The organism is Methylocaldum marinum (assembly GCF_003584645.1).
Classification (GTDB): domain Bacteria; phylum Pseudomonadota; class Gammaproteobacteria; order Methylococcales; family Methylococcaceae; genus Methylocaldum; species Methylocaldum marinum.
In genome coordinates this window covers 3,973,740-3,990,619 of record NZ_AP017928.1, presented here as the reverse complement: position 1 = coordinate 3,990,619, position 16,880 = coordinate 3,973,740, and the positions used below count along the sequence as shown (strand labels likewise).

The window sequence follows — 16,880 nt, the reverse complement described above, 5'->3', positions numbered from 1 at the left end:
TCTAGGCCGAACTTTCCGGAATCCATTCGAAAATGCGAGCGAGGTTCAGTTATGCGTGCAGAAATGTTGACTTCCATCCTGAGTGAATTGAACGGCACATCGGCCGACATCGAAGCTTCCGGCGTCATTTCCACGGACGGCCTGATGATGGCGGCGGTTTTGCCGCAAAACCTGGACGAGGACCGGGTCGGTGCCATGAGCGCCGCCATGCTGTCCCTAGGAGACAGAACCGCCCAGGAGCTGGCGCGAGGAGCGCTCGAACAGGTTCTCATCAAGGGAGACAAGGGCTATGTGCTGATGACTTATGCGGGAAAGGAAGCCGTGTTGACCGTGATGGCCAAGCCCAATGCCAAACTGGGGCTGATCTTTCTGGACGTGAAACGAGCAGCGGAAAGCATTGCCGGCCTGATCTGACCGACGTCCGGTCCATTAACCTAACCGTTCTTCCAGGAGGCGCCATGCAAGACATGAAGCCCGAAGACATCGTTGGAGCCTATCGCGAACACACGCTGAATTATTTTGACGGGACTCGCCGCAAAGTGCTGGTAACCGAGATCGAATCACCCTATCCGGACGGCCGGTTGATCGTTTCGCGTACCGATCCGACCGGCATCATCACCCATGTCAACCAATCTTTCGTCGACATGTCGGGCTATTCCAGGGAAGAACTCATCGGAGCACCTCACTATATTCTGCGGCATCCCGATATGCCGCAGGCGGCTTTCCGCGAACTCTGGGATACCGTGCAACGCGGTGAAAAATGGCAGGGCTACGTCAAGAATTTACGCAAGGACGGCGGTTTCTACTGGGTAAAGGCCACTGTCATTCCGAATATTCGGGCCACCAAGGTCATTGGTTACACGTCGGTTCGGCGCAAACCGTCGCGACGGAAAATCGCCGAATGCATGAGACTCTACCCCACCTTGTTTTGAGCGTCTCCACGCCGCGAGGACTGCCGCCATGCCCCACGTTTTCACGGTAAGCCCGGATTTCACGCCCGAACACCTGTCCGGCTGGTTCATTTTCAATACTTGGCTGCAAAAAGCCCTGGACGAACCATTTCATTTACAGCTGTACGACGACTTCCATAGTCAGCGCGACGCCATTCGGTCCGACCAGATTGATCTGATCTATGCCAACCCCTACGATGCCGCCATACTGGTGCGCGAAAAAGGTTTCAAGCCCCTGGTCAAACCCGCGGATAAAGCCGACGAGGCGGTTATCGCGGTGAGTGCCGAAAGCCCCTATCTTCAGGTGGAAGGTCTGCCCGGCTCGATCAAGCTGGCGACCACGGAAGATCCCGACGTCCATATGATGGGCATGATCATGCTCGAACCGGCCGACCTCGATGCCTCTTCGGTCGAAATGCATATCTGCGATTCCTATGTGCTGGTCGCGAAGAAATTGATCAAGGGCAACTGCGATGTGGGCATTTTCCTCGCCGAAGCATTCAATGATCTCTCGTCGGTCATACGCAAGCAGCTTCGGGCACTGGTCAGCAGCCAGATTCAGGTGATCCATCACGCGCTGATGATCAGTCCGAGACTTGCCGATCGCCACGATCGGCTACTCGAAGCGCTGCTGGCCATGGTAGACAACGAGAAAGGCAAAAGCGCTCTCGAGGCGCTTAAGATTCCTCGCTGGGAACCCGTCGAAGACGAAGAGATGGAATTCATGATCGATCTCATGGACACCTTCGTGGTCTGACTCGGGGCCTTTGTCCCGGAGGATGCAAAACCCGCCCCGAGCGGCGGGTTCCGGGCATACGGCCGGCTTCACTGTGCCTGAAATACCGTCTTTTTCGGTATCTCCGCAGTTGCTCTTTCACCTCCACGGAACGGACTGTGCTGTCAGGACGAACTTAACCCGAGAAGGCAAAGAAAATTAAGCCTTTCCGTGAACTGACTTGCAGCACTACCGGTCTACCCCGATACTATGCTTATGATTGAAGCGATCGCGAACCTCACCAACAACTTTCTGATCGCCATGCCCGGGATGACGGACCCCTTTTTTGCCCGCACCGTCACTTACCTGTGCCAGCACAGCCCGGAAGGCGCATTGGGTATCATCATCAACCGCCCGTCCGAACTGACCTTGGGCGACGTCATGCAACAAATGGAAATCGACGTCGGTAAATCCTCCGTCGGCGATATTCCGGTTTATTTCGGCGGTCCGGTGGAAGCCGAGCGCGGCTTCGTCCTCCATGAACCCGGCGGAAAGTGGAATTCCACCATGCAGGTATCCGACTCCATTTCTCTCACGACATCCCGCGACATCCTGGAAGCCTTGAGCGTCGGCGAGGGACCGCAAAAGGTTCTGGTAGCGCTGGGCTATGCCGGCTGGGGCAAGGGACAGCTGGAACGGGAAATGGTCGAAAATTCCTGGTTGAGCGCGCCGGCGAGCGACTCGATCCTGTTCGATTTTGCACCCGCCCATCGCTGGAAAGCCGCCGCGGAGCTGATGGGCGTGGATATTTCTCTTCTCACCGCTCAAGCAGGACACGGCTGATTTATGGATTTTGTCGATCCGGTACGGCACGAAACCAACGAGCCCACCTATCTCGGTTTCGATTTCGGGGAAAGAAACATCGGAGTGGCCGTAGGACAACGGGTAACGGGTACGGCGACAGCTCTCGAAACGATACGCGTGACCAGCCGCAAAGCCCTATGGGATGCCATATCCCGTCTGGTCAAGACTTGGCGGCCATCGGCATTCGTAGTGGGTTTCCCGTATAATCCGGAGGGTGAAGAAAACCCTATCATCGAGCCGATATTGCGCTTCTGCCGTCAGTTGGAAAGCCGCTATCACCTTCCTGTCCACACTATGGACGAGACCTTGTCGACCAGAGAATCTCGCGAGATTTTTTACCGCAGGCGCTCCAAACGGTCGACCGATTTCGCCGATGTCAAGGACGAACTTGCCGCCCAACTGATTTTACAAACCTGGCTGGCCCACACGACACAGCGGGATTTCGGAAATGCCTGATACGGCATTGCAGGTCGAACCCTTGCTCGACCGGCTGGAAAACGCTTTGCGGGAAGAAATGACGGCGCGCGAATTTGCCGACCCGGCCATGATCGGCATTCACACCGGCGGAGCCTGGATTGCGGACCGCTTGCATGCCCGCCTCGGTCTGGCGGAACCATTGGGGTTATTGAATATCTCATTTTACCGGGACGACTTTTCTCAAACCGGTATGCATCCTCAAGTCAGCCCGAGCGTGCTGCCGTTTCGCGTCGAAGGCCGCAACATACTGCTGATCGATGACGTGTTCTATACCGGACGGACCATTCGCGCAGCACTCAACGAAATCTTCGACTACGGCCGCCCCGCCCAAGTCTTGCTGGGCATCCTGATCGAGCGAAACGGACGTCAGATTCCGATTCGTCCGGATTGCGTAGGACAAAGAATCAGCCTTGCCGCCGATCAGCGCATTACGCTCAGTGGTCCGAGTCCGCTCCAATTGCGCGTCCATTTGGTTTCTTCGCAACCATGATTCCGACGCAGACCGCCAATCTTCAACTCGATTCCAGCGGACGGCTGAAGCACTTTCTGACTGTCGAGGGATTGAGCCGAGAGTTGCTGGTCAAGATCATGGACACCGCGGAATCCTTCGCCAGCGTGACCGAGCAGACCGTGAAGAAAGTGCCGCTGCTGCGCGGCAAGACCGTGGTCAATCTCTTCTTCGAAAACAGCACGCGCACGCGCACCACCTTCGAGGTGGCCGCCAAACGCTTGTCCGCCGATGTACTCAATCTAAACATCGCCACCTCGGCCACGTCCAAAGGGGAAAGCCTGCTGGACACCATCCGCAATCTGGAAGCCATGCACGTCGACATGTTCGTGGTCCGGCACACGGATAGCGGCGCGGCCCACTTCATCGCCCGCCACGTCGCGCCCCACATCAGCGTCATCAATGGCGGAGACGGCCGCCATGCTCATCCGACCCAGGCCATGCTGGACGTTTTCACCATTCGCAAGTACAAAAACGATTTCTCGAAGCTGAAGGTGGCGATCGTCGGCGATATTCTGCATTCCCGCGTCGCCCGCTCCGAAATACACGCCCTCAACACCCTGGACGTCGCGGAAGTACGGGTGATCGGTCCCAAGACTCTGCTGCCGGCTGCGGTGGAATCCTTGGGAGTCAGTACGTTCCACAATTTGGAGGAAGGTCTGAACGATGTAGACGTCGTGATCATGTTGCGCCTGCAAAAAGAACGCATGAGCGGGGCTTTCATCCCGACCGAACACGAGTATTTCGCCTGCTTCGGGCTTACCGAAAAGCGCTTGGCTTGCGCCAAGCCGGATGTCATCGTGATGCATCCGGGACCCATTAATCGCGGTGTGGAAATCGACTCCCAGGTCGCCGACGGACCCCATTCCGTCATACTTCAGCAGGTCGACCACGGAATCGCCGTTCGCATGGCGATTCTATCCATGGCCATGCGGCCCGATCTCGAGGCCTCTGCCGGGGACCGAAGCTGATGACCGAACGCCTCGTCATCCGCGGCGGCTATGTGATCGATCCGGCGAACGGCCTCGAGGGGATACACGATCTCTACCTGGCCGAAGGGCGCGTGGCGGGGGTCGGGACCGCGCCGGACGGTTTTACCGCGGAACGTGTCATTTCCGCCGAAGGACGGATCGTTTGTCCCGGCCTCATCGATCTTTGCGCACGATTGCGCGAACCCGGACTGGAGCATAAGGCATCTATCGCCAGCGAAAGCGCCGCCGCCAGTGCGGGTGGTATTACCACGCTATGCTGTCCGCCCGACACCGATCCCGTCATCGATACGCCGGCCGTGGTCAACCTGATTCAGGAAAAAGCACAACAAATCGGCAAAGTTCGGGTTTTGCCCGTAGGCGCTTTGACGCGCGGTCTCAAGGGTAAGGATTTGAGCGAAATGAGCGCGTTGAAGCGCGCCGGCTGTGTCGCACTCGGCAATGCCCATTCACCGATGGCGAATACGCTGGTTCTGCGCCGGGCGCTCGAGTATGCGGCCAGCCACGACCTTTTGGTCGTCATCCGTCCGGAAGATCCCTGGCTCGCCGACCGCGGCTGCGTCCACGAGGGCCCGACGGCAACCCGCCTAGGCCTGCCGGGCATACCGGATGCCGCAGAAACGGTGGCTATAGCCCAGGTTCTGGCCTTGGTCGAACACACCGAGGCGCGCGTTCATTTTGCGCAGTTGAGCTGCGCACGGGCCGCCCGAATGATTGCCAAGGCGCGGGAAAAGGGCGCGCCGGTCAGCGCGGACGTTGCTGCCCATCAGTTGCATCTTTCCGAACTCGACATTGACGGATTCAACGCGATGTGTCATGTCAGCCCCCCATTACGAAGTCCCGGCGACAGGGATGCTCTGCGCGCCGCCCTGAAAAGCGGCGTAATAACGGCGATTTGTTCGGATCACCAACCGCACGAGCCCGACGCCAAGCTGGACGTCTTTCCGTCCACCGAGCCCGGAATGGCTTCCCTGGAAATGCTGCTCCCATTAACGCTCAAGCTGGTCGACGAAGACGTCCTTTCCCTTAGTCAAGCCATAGCCCTTGTCACGGAAGGCCCGGCCTCGATCATGGGCATCGAAACGGGCAGCCTTGCTGTCGGTGCGCCGGCCGACGCCTGTATCTTCGATCCAGCGCATATCTGGAAAGTCGATAGCTCGTTCTGGCGGAGCAGCGGCCGGAATACGCCGTACTGGGGACAATCCGCAAAAGGCCGGGTCACCCACACGGTTTTGGGCGGCCGGGTCGTTTTCGAACTCCAGCCACCCTTAGAATGAGGCGCCCGGTGCGACGCCGGCCCCCGCAATCTTATTTCACCGCACCACACGCCATGCGGGCGCCGCCCGGCTTATCGGAATAATTATCGTCTTCCGCGTGAATCATCAAGGAACGTTTCTCGAGATCGGCTAGGCGCAGACGCTTGGCGGTTACCGCTTCCTTGGCCGTACCGTCCGAGGCCACTTTCAAGACCGGCAAGTCCCCAGCATGGCCATCACCCTCGGGACCCGCGTGTTTTGCGGACTTGTCCGGATCGAAATGGCCGCTCGCAGCCAGTCCGGGCACGGCTTTTCCGTCCTTCTCCTTGACGCCGCAGTCCGGGAATTCATGAACGTGGAAGCCGTGCGGCCCAGACGGCAGACCCTTGAGATCCGGGGCAAGCTTCAGCCCGGCAGCCGTATCCGTTGCGACGATACTGCCGATCGACTCCCCGACCCCGGTTTGATCGATCTTGTTCATCTCCACTCTAATCTCTTCGGCATCCGCCACCGAGCATAAAATTAGGGCCGCGCCCGCGGCCATCCATGCGAATTTTTGCATCATAACCTCGCGTATCGTTGTTAAATTTTGTTCTCTACCGGAGTCCAGGCCGAAACCGGCTTCCGCCATAACCATGTGATCTGGCCTAGACATGATCCTAATTCATGTCTCCAGGCCTTTGCAAAACCGGGAGCGAAAGCGGTACTCTCCAATCGGGTCCGGTTCCAAATCTGGGCTACAATCCACAACATGCAGCTCTGCCGCCGCCAAAAGCCGAATTCGAAAATTTCCATTCAGCGTGCATCGAAAATCGTTTCCGATCGTTGCTGCGCCCGTGGTATGTCGATAGGGCGTTTCCACAATATGCTCATCAGCTAGGGGGGAGAATCAATGACTTCGTCGAGGAAAAGCCACAGTTCGAAGGATCTGAAGCACGTGATCTGCCGTACCTTGACCGGCATGGGCGGGCACACTTTTGCTCTCGCCTGAACTCCGTCTTTCCATGCTGCAATTCATCAACGTCAGCAAACGCTATTCCGATAGTGGCGAAGTCCTCTCGGATGTCTCCTTTCAACTCGAAAAAGGTGAAATGGCATTTCTGACCGGCCACTCGGGGGCGGGAAAGAGTACCTTGCTGAAGCTGATCCCGGTGATAGAACGCCCCAACAAGGGACAGATTCTCTTCGAAGGCAGGCCCATCAACCGAATTTCCAAGCGACAAGTGCCTTTGCTGCGCCGCAAACTGGGTCTGATATTCCAGGATTACCGCTTACTGCACGATAGAAGCGTGTTCGACAATGTAGCCCTGCCTCTGCTCGTTGCCGGCTACGGCCAGCAGGAAACCGCCCGGCGGGTGAGGGCCGCACTCGACAAGGTCGGTTTGCTCCGCAAGGAAAAACGATATCCCTTGGCGCTGTCCGGCGGGGAGCAGCAGCGGGTCGGCATCGCCCGGGCCATCGTACACAAACCCTCTTTGATTCTGGCCGATGAACCGACGGGCAACCTGGACCCCGCCCTGGCGTCCGAGATCATGGATTTGTTCAAGGAGTTCAACCAGGTCGGCGTGACGCTCTTGGTTGCGAGTCACAACCTCGATCTGATTTCCCGGTTCGCCTGTCGGACCCTCAAACTGCAACAAGGCCGATTGATCGAGGGCGGCTGAACGTGTCTACCACAAGAATCAAGCAGAAACGTCGTAGGAGGCGCGGCATTAACGCGGTTTATGCCAGGCGCACGGCCAACGGACCCGGAAACTGGCTGCAAGCCTACATCGACTTGCACGTAGAAACCCTGAAGTCGAGTTTCCTCCGGCTGCGTCGAACCCCTGTTGCCAGCACCATGACGGTATTGGTGATAGCCATCGCATTGACCATACCGGCCAGCTTCCATGTGTTCGTCAAAAACGCCCGGCAGGCCAGTTCGACCCTCGAGGCCACGAATCAGATTTCCCTGTTCCTGAAACCCGATCTGAGCGACAAAACAGGCGGCAAGGTTGCGGAAGCACTCAAAAACCATACGCAAATCGCAACCGCCGAACTCATTACCAAAGAGGCGGGCTTACAGGAGCTGAAAAGCTACAGCGGTTTCGGGGATGCCTTGAAGTCCTTGGATTTCAATCCGCTGCCGGCGGTCATCAGCATTAGGCCAAAGGATTCACTCACTAATCCCGACGACGTGGAAAAACTACTTGCCGAGCTTCGCTCTCTGCCGGAATCCGATTTCGTTCAGCTCGATACCGAGTGGATGCGCAAGCTGCATTCCATTCTGACCATCGCTCAGCGCAGCACGGTCGTATTCAGCGCACTCTTGAGTCTCGGCGTACTGTTCATAGTCGGCAATACCATCCGTCTCGAACTGCAAAACCGCCGCGAGGAAATCGTGGTCGCCAAACTCATCGGCGCGACCGACCGTTTCATTCGTCGTCCTTTTCTTTATGCCGGGTTCTGGTACGGTTTTCTGGGCGGAACCCTCGCCTGGCTGTTGGTCAGCGCCTTTCTGTTGTTCCTGCGCGGTCCGACCCGCCGCTTGGCGGAACTCTACGGAAGCCCTTACACACTCGCCTTTCTCGGCTTTTCGGAAACAGAACTCCTGATCGGAACAGCAGTCTTATTGGGGATAATCGGGGCATGGATAGTCGTTTCTTATCACTTGCGGGAACTCGATCCTACTTGATTGCCGAGGTTTTCTAGACATACTATTAGCACTCGGTATTATTGAGTGCTAATCTAAAACTGGAATCAAAAACTGAGGACACTTATGAGCAACGCATTAACTCTTCCGGTTAATCTCTCGCTCGGCTCCATCGACGAATATGTCTCCGCCGTTAACGCGATGCCGCGTTACAGTGCCGATGAAGAGCGCGCATTGGCTGAGCGCTTCCGTGAGCATGAAGACCTGGAAGCGGCACGGCAGTTAGTGCTCGGCAATTTGCGCTTCGTTGTCCACATTGCCCGCGGATATCTGGGCTATGGTTTGCCGCTGCCCGATTTGATCCAGGAGGGAAACATCGGCCTCATGAAAGCCGTGAAACGTTACGACCCCGCGGTCGGCGTTCGGTTGGTTTCCTTTGCGGTTCATTGGATCAAGGCTGAAATCCACGAATTCATCATTCAGAATTGGCGTATCGTTAAAGTCGCCACGACCAAGGCCCAGCGGAAACTGTTCTTCAATTTGCGCAAATTCAAGAACCGTCTGGGATGGCTGAGTCGCGACGAAGCCAATATCCTCGCCGATGAATTGGGGGTGGATGTCGCCACCGTCTATGAAATGGAAAACCGCCTGAACAACCAGGATATCGCTTTCGAACCCAGTGAAGGCGACAGCGAGGACAGAGAAATCTCGGCCCCTATCCATTACCTCCGGCAGGAAAACGCCGATCCGGCGGATTTGCTGGAGAATAACGACTGGGGACAACACAAGCAACAGCAGTTGGCGGCCGCCATCGAGCAGCTCGATGAGCGCAGCCGGGACATCGTCACCAGCCGGTGGCTGAGCGAAGACAAATTGACCTTGCACGATCTGGCGGCACGCTATCAGGTGTCTGCCGAACGTATTCGCCAATTGGAAAATACCGCCATGAAAAAGCTGAGGAACTCGCTGGTGGAAATCTGAAGCCAAGGCCGGCTCTTTGTAAAGACCTTAAAAAAGGTGACTCTCTGTCACCTTTTTTACACTCATGCTTGCCTGAGCCGCCGCTTTTGGGTCTATTGCAACACCGCCGCATCCGGATCCTTCCGAAGATGCAGCATGGTGAACATCCCGAGCGGCGGAAGCATGTGTCGCTTCAGCTCCCGAAGTGACGTATTGCCCAGGATTTCCTGAACGGGCATATCCGGACGCCAGCCCAGTTTATTCGACAAAGGCGCCAGGAATTTTTCGATATCCCGTCTAAAACCCTTTTCGGCCGCAAAGTGATTGACAATGATCACATCGCCACCGGGTTTGCACACACGCTCGATTTCCCGAATCACTTTTTCCGGGTCCGGTACCACCGACATCACGTAAGCCGCGACCACGGCATCAAAGTTATTGTCGGGAAATTCCAGATCCCGGGCGTCCATGATACGAAGGCTGGAAACCTGGGTCAGGTTTCCTTTCGCTACGCGCTGTTGTGCTCTCTCCAGCATATCGGGAGAAATATCGATGCCGTGTACCTCATGCTCCTTACGGTAATAGCCGAGGCTGATACCCGTGCCCACCCCCACTTCCAAAATCTTGCCCGGCCGCTTGTTGGTGACACCGGCCGCCATCGAACGACCCCGGAAGCTCAGCATCCAACCGAAAGTTTGATCGTACACCGGTGCATACCGTGCGTATGATTTAAGGATGTATTCCAATTGCATTGTGTTGTACTCTCCTCCCGTCCGATCGCGTAATTGACGAGACCTATTGTTGTTTTTCGACAAAATCTTGGTTTGGCATCCCACCCAGCAAACGCGCGGCTGAAACTTTACCGTCATATTTCACATCAGTGTTGATAATAAAGGTTAACTAGGGACATGGGAATCCGATGCGTTCCGAGTAGCCCTCGTAAGGAGAGATTTTTTTGCCGAGGCTGCCGCACCGGACTTGTCGAGTTCATTTAATATAGCCGTATCAAAATGCAGCGTTGGGCAACCCGATCATGAGTAAAGTAGTGCAGGTCAAGCTGAACCAGTCGCCGGAGCAAATTGTGGCCAAGGCGAAAGAGGCGGCGCGAGACAAGGGACTTCTTCTTGTTGGAGACGAAGAAAAAGGACAGTTCGCCGGCAATGGTATCGAAGGGCATTACCAGATCAGCGGCGATACGCTGTCCATTCAGATTTCGAAAAAACCGTTTATCGTGCCATGGAATCTGATCGAGGCAGCGGTTCGAAATTATTTCGCCTAGCGCCCCTACGTCGCAGGAGCGAGAGCCGTGCTTCAGGGCGGCAGTCGAAAGACCGAACCTCGGCATCGAAAGCGGTCCGTCGCATGATCGTCGATAGTCGTTACCCGTTCGAACGATGGCAAAAATGAACATCTAGGTTTTGTTTGAGTTTTTGAGACAGTTCCGGCAAGGCCGAGTACGGCACCAGAAAGGTCGAGAGGCTGAACAAATCTCGGAAGATTCTTTTTTCTTCCATCATTTCGCGGATGTAATCGTGGGTAATCCTGCCTCCAAGCCCGATCTTGTTTCCCAGCATATGCTGATCGAACAGAGAACGATTGATCCGCCAGGCGATCAGCTGGTCGTCTATATCCATCAATGTCTTGAGCACACCGAAGGGGGCTTGCAGCGGAGATTCGTCCCGGTAAAGAAGGATGAACAGGGCCGAGAGCACGGCTGCCCGGCGGAATTGGAATACTCCCTCATCCCGCAAAAGTTCATACTCTTCCGGCTTGAACAGCGCGTCGAAACGATAACGCGCATTCTCCAGCCTGCCGAGCTGTCCCTGCCTGTCCCAACCGGCCAGAAAACGGTTTTTCTGGGCCATTCGCCGGTCGTTTTCCAACATGTCCCGAACGATGCTCCGGTAACGCGGCCAGAACTCGGCGCCCTCGAGATATCTAAACGGCATATTGGCAAGCCAATCATCGACCGCCTCGAATAAGGTTTTTTCTTCGCGAGCCTTCAGAAGGACCTCACGTTCTTCGGGCCGAAAACGGTTAAGCGCTTCGGCAGGTACACGTGTAGCCAAACCGAGGCGCAGCTCGATCTCGCGGAATTGGCAACTCTCGAACACGGAGCCGGAAAGAAGGAAATCTCGAAGCTCGAGAAAATCGAGAGGAGAGATCGTTTCAAGCACTTCGATTTGGCGATTGATGATTTTGTGGATCGCCAACAGGCGGTTCAGACGGGAGGTTATCGATCCGAGTTTTCGTCCGTCCAAGGGCATCGAGGAAAACAAATCGAGCACCGATTTCAACTCGTACAGAATTTCCTTGAACCAGAGTTCATGGACCTGATGCGAGATGATGAACAAGGTCTCGTCATGGACCTCTCGATCGCTCCGGGAGCTTTCCGGAAACTGGGCGTTAAGAAGCACATCGAGGCGTAAATAGTCCGAATAGTGGAATTCCGTGTTGAGTCTTCCCATCGTAAACTCCTCTTCCCTAGAGTCTTGATTAGAAGCAGCTCTTCGACCGGTGAAGCATATCCTTATGCGCCGACCGAAGACGCGGGCTATCCGGCAGCCGAAAATTCTGACGAAACCGAATTTCCGGCCCGCCGACCAACCCATGTTCTTCCTGCGCGAAACCGCAAGCCAGTATTGCTCTCGTAAAAATCTACAGTCTATGCGTGAAAATACGAGCGCACGCTGTCCGGACAAGTTTCCTTCATCTCCCGTCTCTCTGCAGAGTGAATGTCAGTCTATCCATCCGCGCGGCAAGGAAAATCGCCCCGGAATTTGATAGTTGCCCTGATAGCTGTAAATGGCCTGACCATAGGCAGGATTTACGTAAAGCAAATTGAATGCCGTTACCGTACGCGGCCCGGTTCCGGGATAGCTATAGATAGATGGCCCATAAGCTTTGCTCACATAAATGATTTCCGGTTTCTTCACTTCGACGACGGTACCGTCGAGCGTTGGGTAGCTGTAGATCGCGTTGTTGAATGCTTTATCGAGGTAATTGATCCCGAAACCTAATTCTTGACCCGATCCGCTCCTATCGCGGTCGAACTCGGCCGAAACCCGGCCTCCGGCGAACACGGAAATTCCTATCGACACTAAGGCAAAGAATGTTTTGCCGGTCATGGCACACCTCATCGTTCTGTCGCCAGTCGTGACCTTCGACTGTTGAATCCGAACAAATGTTTCGAACCCGGCAAACGATGCATCAAATAAAGGTTCGAGCAATCGCTTAAGCGATTGTGTTTCAGCTCGATGCCAAATGGGACACTTTGAATCGGTAGTCCCAACTGTAATCAGGTAGAAAATCTATCTTGAATTAGCTGTAAGCTTGGTGCATTTGTTTAAATGACGGTTTTTCTCTTTAAAAAACGAAAGGTTATAAGAAAATTATCTGTGGATGAAAAATCCTGTAGCCATGGGTAATAGCTGTGGATAAGAGCGACGGATCAAACGTTCAATCGCTTCGGTACAGCTTTCTCACAGGCTTTTTGGCAAGTTTTGCACAGGCAGGTTTGAAATTGCGCGCAAGATGAACTGTTTTCAGCTCTTCCGGCCTAAAAGGAACTTCAGGCCATGGTTACAATAGCCGGCTTCACCAACATCCGAATTCTCATCCCATGAAATACCGCGACCTGCGTGAATTCATTCTTCATTTGGAGACGAGCGATGAACTTCGACGTATAAACGTCGAAATCGACCCATATCTCGAAATGACCGAAATCTGCGACCGTACCCTCAAGGTCGGGGGGCCGGCACTGCTCTTCGAACGCGCGAAAGGGTCCGACATCCGGGTACTCGCGAACCTGTTCGGAACGCCGCGCCGGGTTGCCCTCGGAATGGGACAGGAATCGGTGGAAGCGCTTCGGGAAGTCGGAAAGCTCCTAGCTTTTCTCAAGGAGCCGGAACCGCCGAGAGGCATGCGCGATATGTTCGACAAGCTCCCGTTGTTTAAACGGGTGATGAATATGCCGGCCAGGGAAGTAAAAAACGCGCCTTGTCAGGAGATTATTTTTGCAGGATCGGATGTCGATCTCGGCCGGTATCCCATTCAAACCTGCTGGCCGGGCGACGCGGGACCATTGATCACCTGGGCACTGGTCATCACCCGTGGTCCGCACAAGGAAAGACAGAATTTGGGAATCTACCGGCAGCAGGTCATCGCCAAGAACAAGGTCATCATGCGCTGGTTGGCGCATCGCGGCGGAGCCCTGGATTTCAAGGACTGGCAGGAGGTTTACCCGAACGAGCCGTTTCCGGTTGCGGTTGCGCTCGGCGCGGATCCCGCCACTATTTTGGGCGCGGTAACGCCGGTGCCGGATTCGCTCTCGGAATACGCCTTTGCGGGACTCTTGCGCGGGGCCAAGACCGAAGTCGCCAATTGTCTTTCGAGCGACCTTCAAGTTCCCGCCACTGCGGAGATCGTACTGGAAGGCTTCATCTATCCCGGTGAAACGGCAAAAGAGGGTCCGTTCGGCGATCATACCGGTTATTACAACGAGGTGGAGGAGTTTCCGGTATTCACCATCGAACGCATTACGCAGCGAGAGAATCCCATCTACCACAGTACCTATACGGGAAGGCCTCCTGATGAACCCGCCATTCTGGGCGTGGCTCTAAACGAAGTCTTCGTGCCCATCCTGCAGAAGCAATTTCCGGAAATCACGGATTTCTATCTGCCGCCCGAAGGCTGCTCTTACCGGCTCGCCGTGGTGAGCATGAAAAAACAATATCCCGGCCACGCAAAACGGGTCATGCTCGGAGTCTGGTCGTTCCTGAGACAGTTCATGTACACCAAGTTCGTCATCGTCGTGGATGACGACATTGACGCTCGCAACTGGCAAGACGTGATCTGGGCAATGACGACGCGGATGGATCCGGCGCGCGATACGGTTCTCGTCGAAAATACGCCGATCGACTATCTCGATTTTGCCTCCCCGGTTTCAGGTCTGGGCTCGAAAGTGGGGCTGGATGCAACCAATAAGTGTCCCGGGGAGACGGTTCGGGAGTGGGGGCGGCCCATTGCGATGACCGAGGCCGTTCGGCAGAAAATCGATCAGCTGTGGGACAGTTTGGGCATTTAGACAAGGACTCGGCAAACATTGAACGGATTGGACCGGTACCGCAAGATGCAATTCCTGTGGCCCGTGATTCTGTTAACGTCGCTCCTGGCCCACTTAGGGATCGGCTGGTCCGCCGACATCGAGCAGGCGCGGCCCTTGAGCGAATTAGTAAAGGATTGGCAACACATCCTGGACGAGGCGGAAAAGGATTTGACCAAGCCCGACATCCGGGACCGTCGGCTTGCCGCACTGCGGGAAGAATTGACGGCTATTCAGATTGATGCCCGCACGGCTTCGGACGAAGCTCTGCCGAAAGTACAATCGATACGCGACGAACTCGCCGCATTAGGGCCTCCGCCGGCCGAGGGGGCACCGCCCGAGGCGCCGACCGTGGCGGAAAAGCGCAAAGCCATGAATGAACGGCTCGCTGCCGCGGAAGGCGCGATCAAGGAAGCCGAACTCATTATTGCCCGCGCCGGACGGCTTGCAAGCGAGGTGAAGACCTTGCGGCGCATCCGTTTCACCGAGCATGTGCTAAAGCGGGGAGTCTCGCCGCTGCTTCCGACCGTCTGGGCAAAAGCCTGGGCGGAGTTGAGGTCCGGCTTGACCGTTATCGTCCACAATGCTCGAAACTTGCGTTCCGGAGATACGTTCGCGCGGGACCTCCGAGCGGTCGGCTGGCGGCTGGGCCTCGGTGTGGGCGTGGCTATCCTGCTGGCGTTTCCCTTGCGCAGGATGCTGATACGGAAGTTCGGCTATATCGAACTCGAGGCGGAGCCCACTTACGGACAGCGTCTGAGAACAGCGCTGTTCCTCGGGTTCATTCGGGCTCTCATGCCGTCTGCTGCCGTACTGGCACTCTTTCTGAGCCTTTCATATACAAACTTGTTGACCGAATCGACCTTCGCAGTAGCCAGAACCGCTCTGATCGCGCTGATTTCCCTCTTTTTCGTGGTGAGCTTCTCGCGGGCGGCACTCGCCCCGTTCGAACCGGAGTGGCGTCTGGTTCGCATCCATGATGGCGGAGCCCAGGCAATCAGCGGTACGGTAAAGGGTTTGGCCGTTATATTTGCCCTCGACCGGACATTGAGCGAGATCGGAACTCAGTTCAACGCTTCGGTCGAGACCACGCTTTTGCAGAAATTCCTGTTCGGGCTGCTGATAGCGGGCTTGCTGCTGAATCTGCTTCGCAACGAGGTCTGGCTTTCCGCCGCACTCAGCCCGGCGTGGCGGACGCTTCGGCAGGTGTTGAAGGTCGTGGTCTACGCCATTCCCTTATCGGGCCTGCTCGGCTACGTCGTCTTGTCGCGCTATTTGGCCACTCAGTTGGTGCTGACCGCCGGACTTTATTTTTCAGTTCTCCTGCTGCGCAAGATCAACTCCGAACTGATCGACCAAACCTTGAGCAGGACATCGCTCTTTGGAGAAAAAATCCGCAACAGCCTCGCTCTGAGCGAGGACGGCGTGGAGATGCTCAAGTTCTGGCTGGGAGGCATCTTAAACCTGCTGATCCTGGCCATGGGCCTGGTCCTGCTGCTGATACTGTGGGGTGCCGCGGGTAAAGACCTCACCGCCTGGCTCCACAGCCTGTTTTTGGGTTTCAAGATCGGCAATATCACACTATCGCTCGCCGACGTATTGCTCGCCCTGGTGCTTTTCGCCGGACTGCTCGCGGTCACGCGCATGGTTCAGAAGACTCTGGAACAGCGTATCTTTCCCAGGACGCGGCTGGATGCGGGCGTGCGCCATTCGATCCGCTCCGGAACCGGCTACCTCGGATTCACCATCGCCGCGATGCTGGCGATTTCCACTTTGGGTATCGACCTGTCCAATCTGGCCATTATCGCCGGAGCACTCTCGGTGGGTATTGGTTTCGGCCTGCAGAACATCGTCAACAATTTCGTGTCCGGGCTGATTCTTCTGATCGAGCGTCCGATCAAGACCGGCGATTGGGTCGTGATCGGCGATCACCAGGGACACGTCAAAAAAATCAGCGTGCGGGCGACCGAAATCACGACCCTGGATCGCGCCGCGGTATTCATCCCGAATTCCACGCTGATTTCCGGCGTGCTGACGAACAAGACCTACGCCGATAAACCCGTCGGGCGTATCGTGATTCCGCTCGGCCTGTCGCACGACGTTGATGCCAAGCGCGTGCGGGAACTTCTCCTGAAAATCGCGCTCGATCATTCGGAAATCCGCCGCATTCCGCCGCCGGCCGTTTTATTCAGAGGGTTTACCGAAAATACCCGGAATTTCGAGTTGATCGCGCTGCTTTATGACGCCGGGAAAACCGACGCCGTAGCCAGCGATCTTTGTTTTGAAATCGACGAGATATTCCGCCGCGAGGGAATCCCGATTCCGTTTCCGCCCCGGAACCTGGATCTCAGGCTCAACAGCGATCAATTGCAACGGATCCTGGCGGTGCACGGAGAAAAGACGCCGCCAGGGAACTAAAATCGAG

At 56.0% G+C, this 16,880-nt stretch carries 18 protein-coding genes; 14 read left to right on the top strand and 4 right to left on the bottom strand.

The window, feature by feature from the left end; genetic code table 11:
* Positions 1 to 51 precede the first annotated feature (51 nt).
* The 8 genes from sS8_RS17745 (at position 52) to sS8_RS17710 (ending at position 5,780) form a co-directional block, all read left to right on the top strand.
* Positions 52 to 414, top strand: a complete 363-nt coding sequence (locus sS8_RS17745) for a roadblock/LC7 domain-containing protein (RefSeq protein WP_119630926.1) — start codon at positions 52 to 54, stop codon at positions 412 to 414.
* Positions 415 to 458: 44 nt separating this feature from the next.
* Positions 459 to 932 (top strand): PAS domain-containing protein, encoded by a 474-nt coding sequence (locus sS8_RS17740; protein ID WP_119630925.1) that lies wholly within the window; start codon positions 459 to 461, stop codon positions 930 to 932.
* 28 nt (positions 933 to 960) lie between these two features.
* The gene (locus tag sS8_RS17735) at positions 961 to 1,707 is read left to right on the top strand and encodes a phosphate/phosphite/phosphonate ABC transporter substrate-binding protein (RefSeq protein ID WP_119630924.1); all 747 of its coding nucleotides are present in this window, start codon (positions 961 to 963) and stop codon (positions 1,705 to 1,707) included.
* A gap of 234 nt (positions 1,708 to 1,941) precedes the next feature.
* Positions 1,942 to 2,508, top strand: coding sequence for a YqgE/AlgH family protein (locus tag sS8_RS17730; RefSeq protein WP_119630923.1), 567 nt, complete (start codon positions 1,942 to 1,944; stop codon positions 2,506 to 2,508).
* Positions 2,509 to 2,511: 3 nt separating this feature from the next.
* Entirely contained in the window at positions 2,512 to 2,985 is a 474-nt protein-coding gene (gene ruvX, locus sS8_RS17725; protein WP_119630922.1) for a Holliday junction resolvase RuvX, read from the top strand.
* Positions 2,978 to 3,496: a bifunctional pyr operon transcriptional regulator/uracil phosphoribosyltransferase PyrR gene (pyrR, locus tag sS8_RS17720; RefSeq protein WP_119630921.1), complete on the top strand. Its 519-nt coding sequence runs from the start codon at positions 2,978 to 2,980 to the stop codon at positions 3,494 to 3,496. Before ruvX ends, pyrR begins: the two co-directional genes overlap by 8 nt.
* Positions 3,493 to 4,485: an aspartate carbamoyltransferase catalytic subunit gene (locus sS8_RS17715; protein WP_119630920.1), complete on the top strand. Its 993-nt coding sequence runs from the start codon at positions 3,493 to 3,495 to the stop codon at positions 4,483 to 4,485. Before pyrR ends, sS8_RS17715 begins: the two co-directional genes overlap by 4 nt.
* A complete protein-coding gene (locus sS8_RS17710; RefSeq protein ID WP_170161146.1) occupies positions 4,485 to 5,780 on the top strand; it encodes a dihydroorotase in 1,296 nt (431 codons plus the stop codon). The genes sS8_RS17715 and sS8_RS17710 overlap by 1 nt, the downstream gene beginning before the upstream one ends.
* 31 nt (positions 5,781 to 5,811) lie before the next feature.
* On the opposite strand, the gene sodC is transcribed toward sS8_RS17710, so the two are convergent.
* Positions 5,812 to 6,324 (bottom strand): superoxide dismutase family protein, encoded by a 513-nt coding sequence (gene sodC, locus sS8_RS17705; RefSeq protein ID WP_232020347.1) that lies wholly within the window; start codon positions 6,322 to 6,324, stop codon positions 5,812 to 5,814.
* Between the two features lie 439 nt (positions 6,325 to 6,763).
* Here sodC and ftsE point away from each other — a divergent pair, with 439 nt between their 5' ends.
* From ftsE to rpoH, 3 genes are all read left to right on the top strand, one after another.
* On the top strand, positions 6,764 to 7,423 hold the full coding sequence (gene ftsE, locus sS8_RS17695) for a cell division ATP-binding protein FtsE (RefSeq protein WP_119630917.1): 660 nt from the start codon (positions 6,764 to 6,766) through the stop codon (positions 7,421 to 7,423).
* Between the two features lie 2 nt (positions 7,424 to 7,425).
* Positions 7,426 to 8,433 carry a permease-like cell division protein FtsX gene (gene ftsX / locus sS8_RS17690; RefSeq protein ID WP_232020346.1) on the top strand — a complete coding sequence of 336 codons (1,008 nt, stop codon included), beginning with the start codon at positions 7,426 to 7,428 and terminating at the stop codon, positions 8,431 to 8,433.
* An 84-nt stretch (positions 8,434 to 8,517) separates the two neighbouring features.
* Positions 8,518 to 9,372, top strand: a complete 855-nt coding sequence (gene rpoH, locus sS8_RS17685; RefSeq protein WP_119630916.1) for an RNA polymerase sigma factor RpoH — start codon at positions 8,518 to 8,520, stop codon at positions 9,370 to 9,372.
* A 92-nt stretch (positions 9,373 to 9,464) separates the two neighbouring features.
* On the opposite strand, the gene sS8_RS17680 is transcribed toward rpoH, so the two are convergent.
* Complete coding sequence (locus tag sS8_RS17680; RefSeq protein WP_119630915.1) at positions 9,465 to 10,103, bottom strand: class I SAM-dependent methyltransferase; 639 nt, start codon at positions 10,101 to 10,103, stop codon at positions 9,465 to 9,467.
* Between the two features lie 266 nt (positions 10,104 to 10,369).
* Between sS8_RS17680 and sS8_RS17675 the strand changes: the two genes are divergently transcribed.
* Positions 10,370 to 10,630: a hypothetical protein gene (locus tag sS8_RS17675; RefSeq protein ID WP_170161145.1), complete on the top strand. Its 261-nt coding sequence runs from the start codon at positions 10,370 to 10,372 to the stop codon at positions 10,628 to 10,630.
* Positions 10,631 to 10,730: 100 nt separating this feature from the next.
* Here the strand turns inward: sS8_RS17675 and sS8_RS17670 are convergent, their stop codons facing one another.
* Positions 10,731 to 11,819 carry a tryptophan 2,3-dioxygenase family protein gene (locus tag sS8_RS17670; protein WP_119630913.1) on the bottom strand — a complete coding sequence of 363 codons (1,089 nt, stop codon included), beginning with the start codon at positions 11,817 to 11,819 and terminating at the stop codon, positions 10,731 to 10,733.
* Between the two features lie 270 nt (positions 11,820 to 12,089).
* Positions 12,090 to 12,581 carry a hypothetical protein gene (locus sS8_RS17665; RefSeq protein ID WP_145986585.1) on the bottom strand — a complete coding sequence of 164 codons (492 nt, stop codon included), beginning with the start codon at positions 12,579 to 12,581 and terminating at the stop codon, positions 12,090 to 12,092.
* A 392-nt stretch (positions 12,582 to 12,973) separates the two neighbouring features.
* Here sS8_RS17665 and ubiD point away from each other — a divergent pair, with 392 nt between their 5' ends.
* Positions 12,974 to 14,437 (top strand): 4-hydroxy-3-polyprenylbenzoate decarboxylase, encoded by a 1,464-nt coding sequence (gene ubiD / locus sS8_RS17660; RefSeq protein ID WP_119630911.1) that lies wholly within the window; start codon positions 12,974 to 12,976, stop codon positions 14,435 to 14,437.
* Between the two features lie 18 nt (positions 14,438 to 14,455).
* Positions 14,456 to 16,873 carry a DUF3772 domain-containing protein gene (locus tag sS8_RS17655; protein WP_119630910.1) on the top strand — a complete coding sequence of 806 codons (2,418 nt, stop codon included), beginning with the start codon at positions 14,456 to 14,458 and terminating at the stop codon, positions 16,871 to 16,873.
* Positions 16,874 to 16,880: the final 7 nt, after the last annotated feature.

Bases quoted from the DNA above. Each gene is read 5' to 3' on its own strand.
- sS8_RS17730 (WP_119630923.1), top strand. From the start codon at position 1,942: ATGATTGAAGCGATCGCGAACCTCACCAACAACTTTCTGATCGCCATG.
- sS8_RS17735 (WP_119630924.1), top strand. From the start codon at position 961: ATGCCCCACGTTTTCACGGTAAGCCCGGATTTCACGCCCGAACACCTG.
- ruvX (WP_119630922.1), top strand. From the start codon at position 2,512: ATGGATTTTGTCGATCCGGTACGGCACGAAACCAACGAGCCCACCTAT.
- sS8_RS17740 (WP_119630925.1), top strand. From the start codon at position 459: ATGCAAGACATGAAGCCCGAAGACATCGTTGGAGCCTATCGCGAACAC.
- sS8_RS17745 (WP_119630926.1), top strand. From the start codon at position 52: ATGCGTGCAGAAATGTTGACTTCCATCCTGAGTGAATTGAACGGCACA.
- ftsE (WP_119630917.1), top strand. From the start codon at position 6,764: ATGCTGCAATTCATCAACGTCAGCAAACGCTATTCCGATAGTGGCGAA.
- sS8_RS17710 (WP_170161146.1), top strand. From the start codon at position 4,485: ATGACCGAACGCCTCGTCATCCGCGGCGGCTATGTGATCGATCCGGCG.
- sS8_RS17715 (WP_119630920.1), top strand. From the start codon at position 3,493: ATGATTCCGACGCAGACCGCCAATCTTCAACTCGATTCCAGCGGACGG.
- ubiD (WP_119630911.1), top strand. From the start codon at position 12,974: ATGAAATACCGCGACCTGCGTGAATTCATTCTTCATTTGGAGACGAGC.
- sS8_RS17680 (WP_119630915.1), bottom strand. From the start codon at position 10,103: ATGCAATTGGAATACATCCTTAAATCATACGCACGGTATGCACCGGTG.
- sS8_RS17670 (WP_119630913.1), bottom strand. From the start codon at position 11,819: ATGGGAAGACTCAACACGGAATTCCACTATTCGGACTATTTACGCCTC.
- sodC (WP_232020347.1), bottom strand. From the start codon at position 6,324: ATGATGCAAAAATTCGCATGGATGGCCGCGGGCGCGGCCCTAATTTTA.
- rpoH (WP_119630916.1), top strand. From the start codon at position 8,518: ATGAGCAACGCATTAACTCTTCCGGTTAATCTCTCGCTCGGCTCCATC.
- pyrR (WP_119630921.1), top strand. From the start codon at position 2,978: ATGCCTGATACGGCATTGCAGGTCGAACCCTTGCTCGACCGGCTGGAA.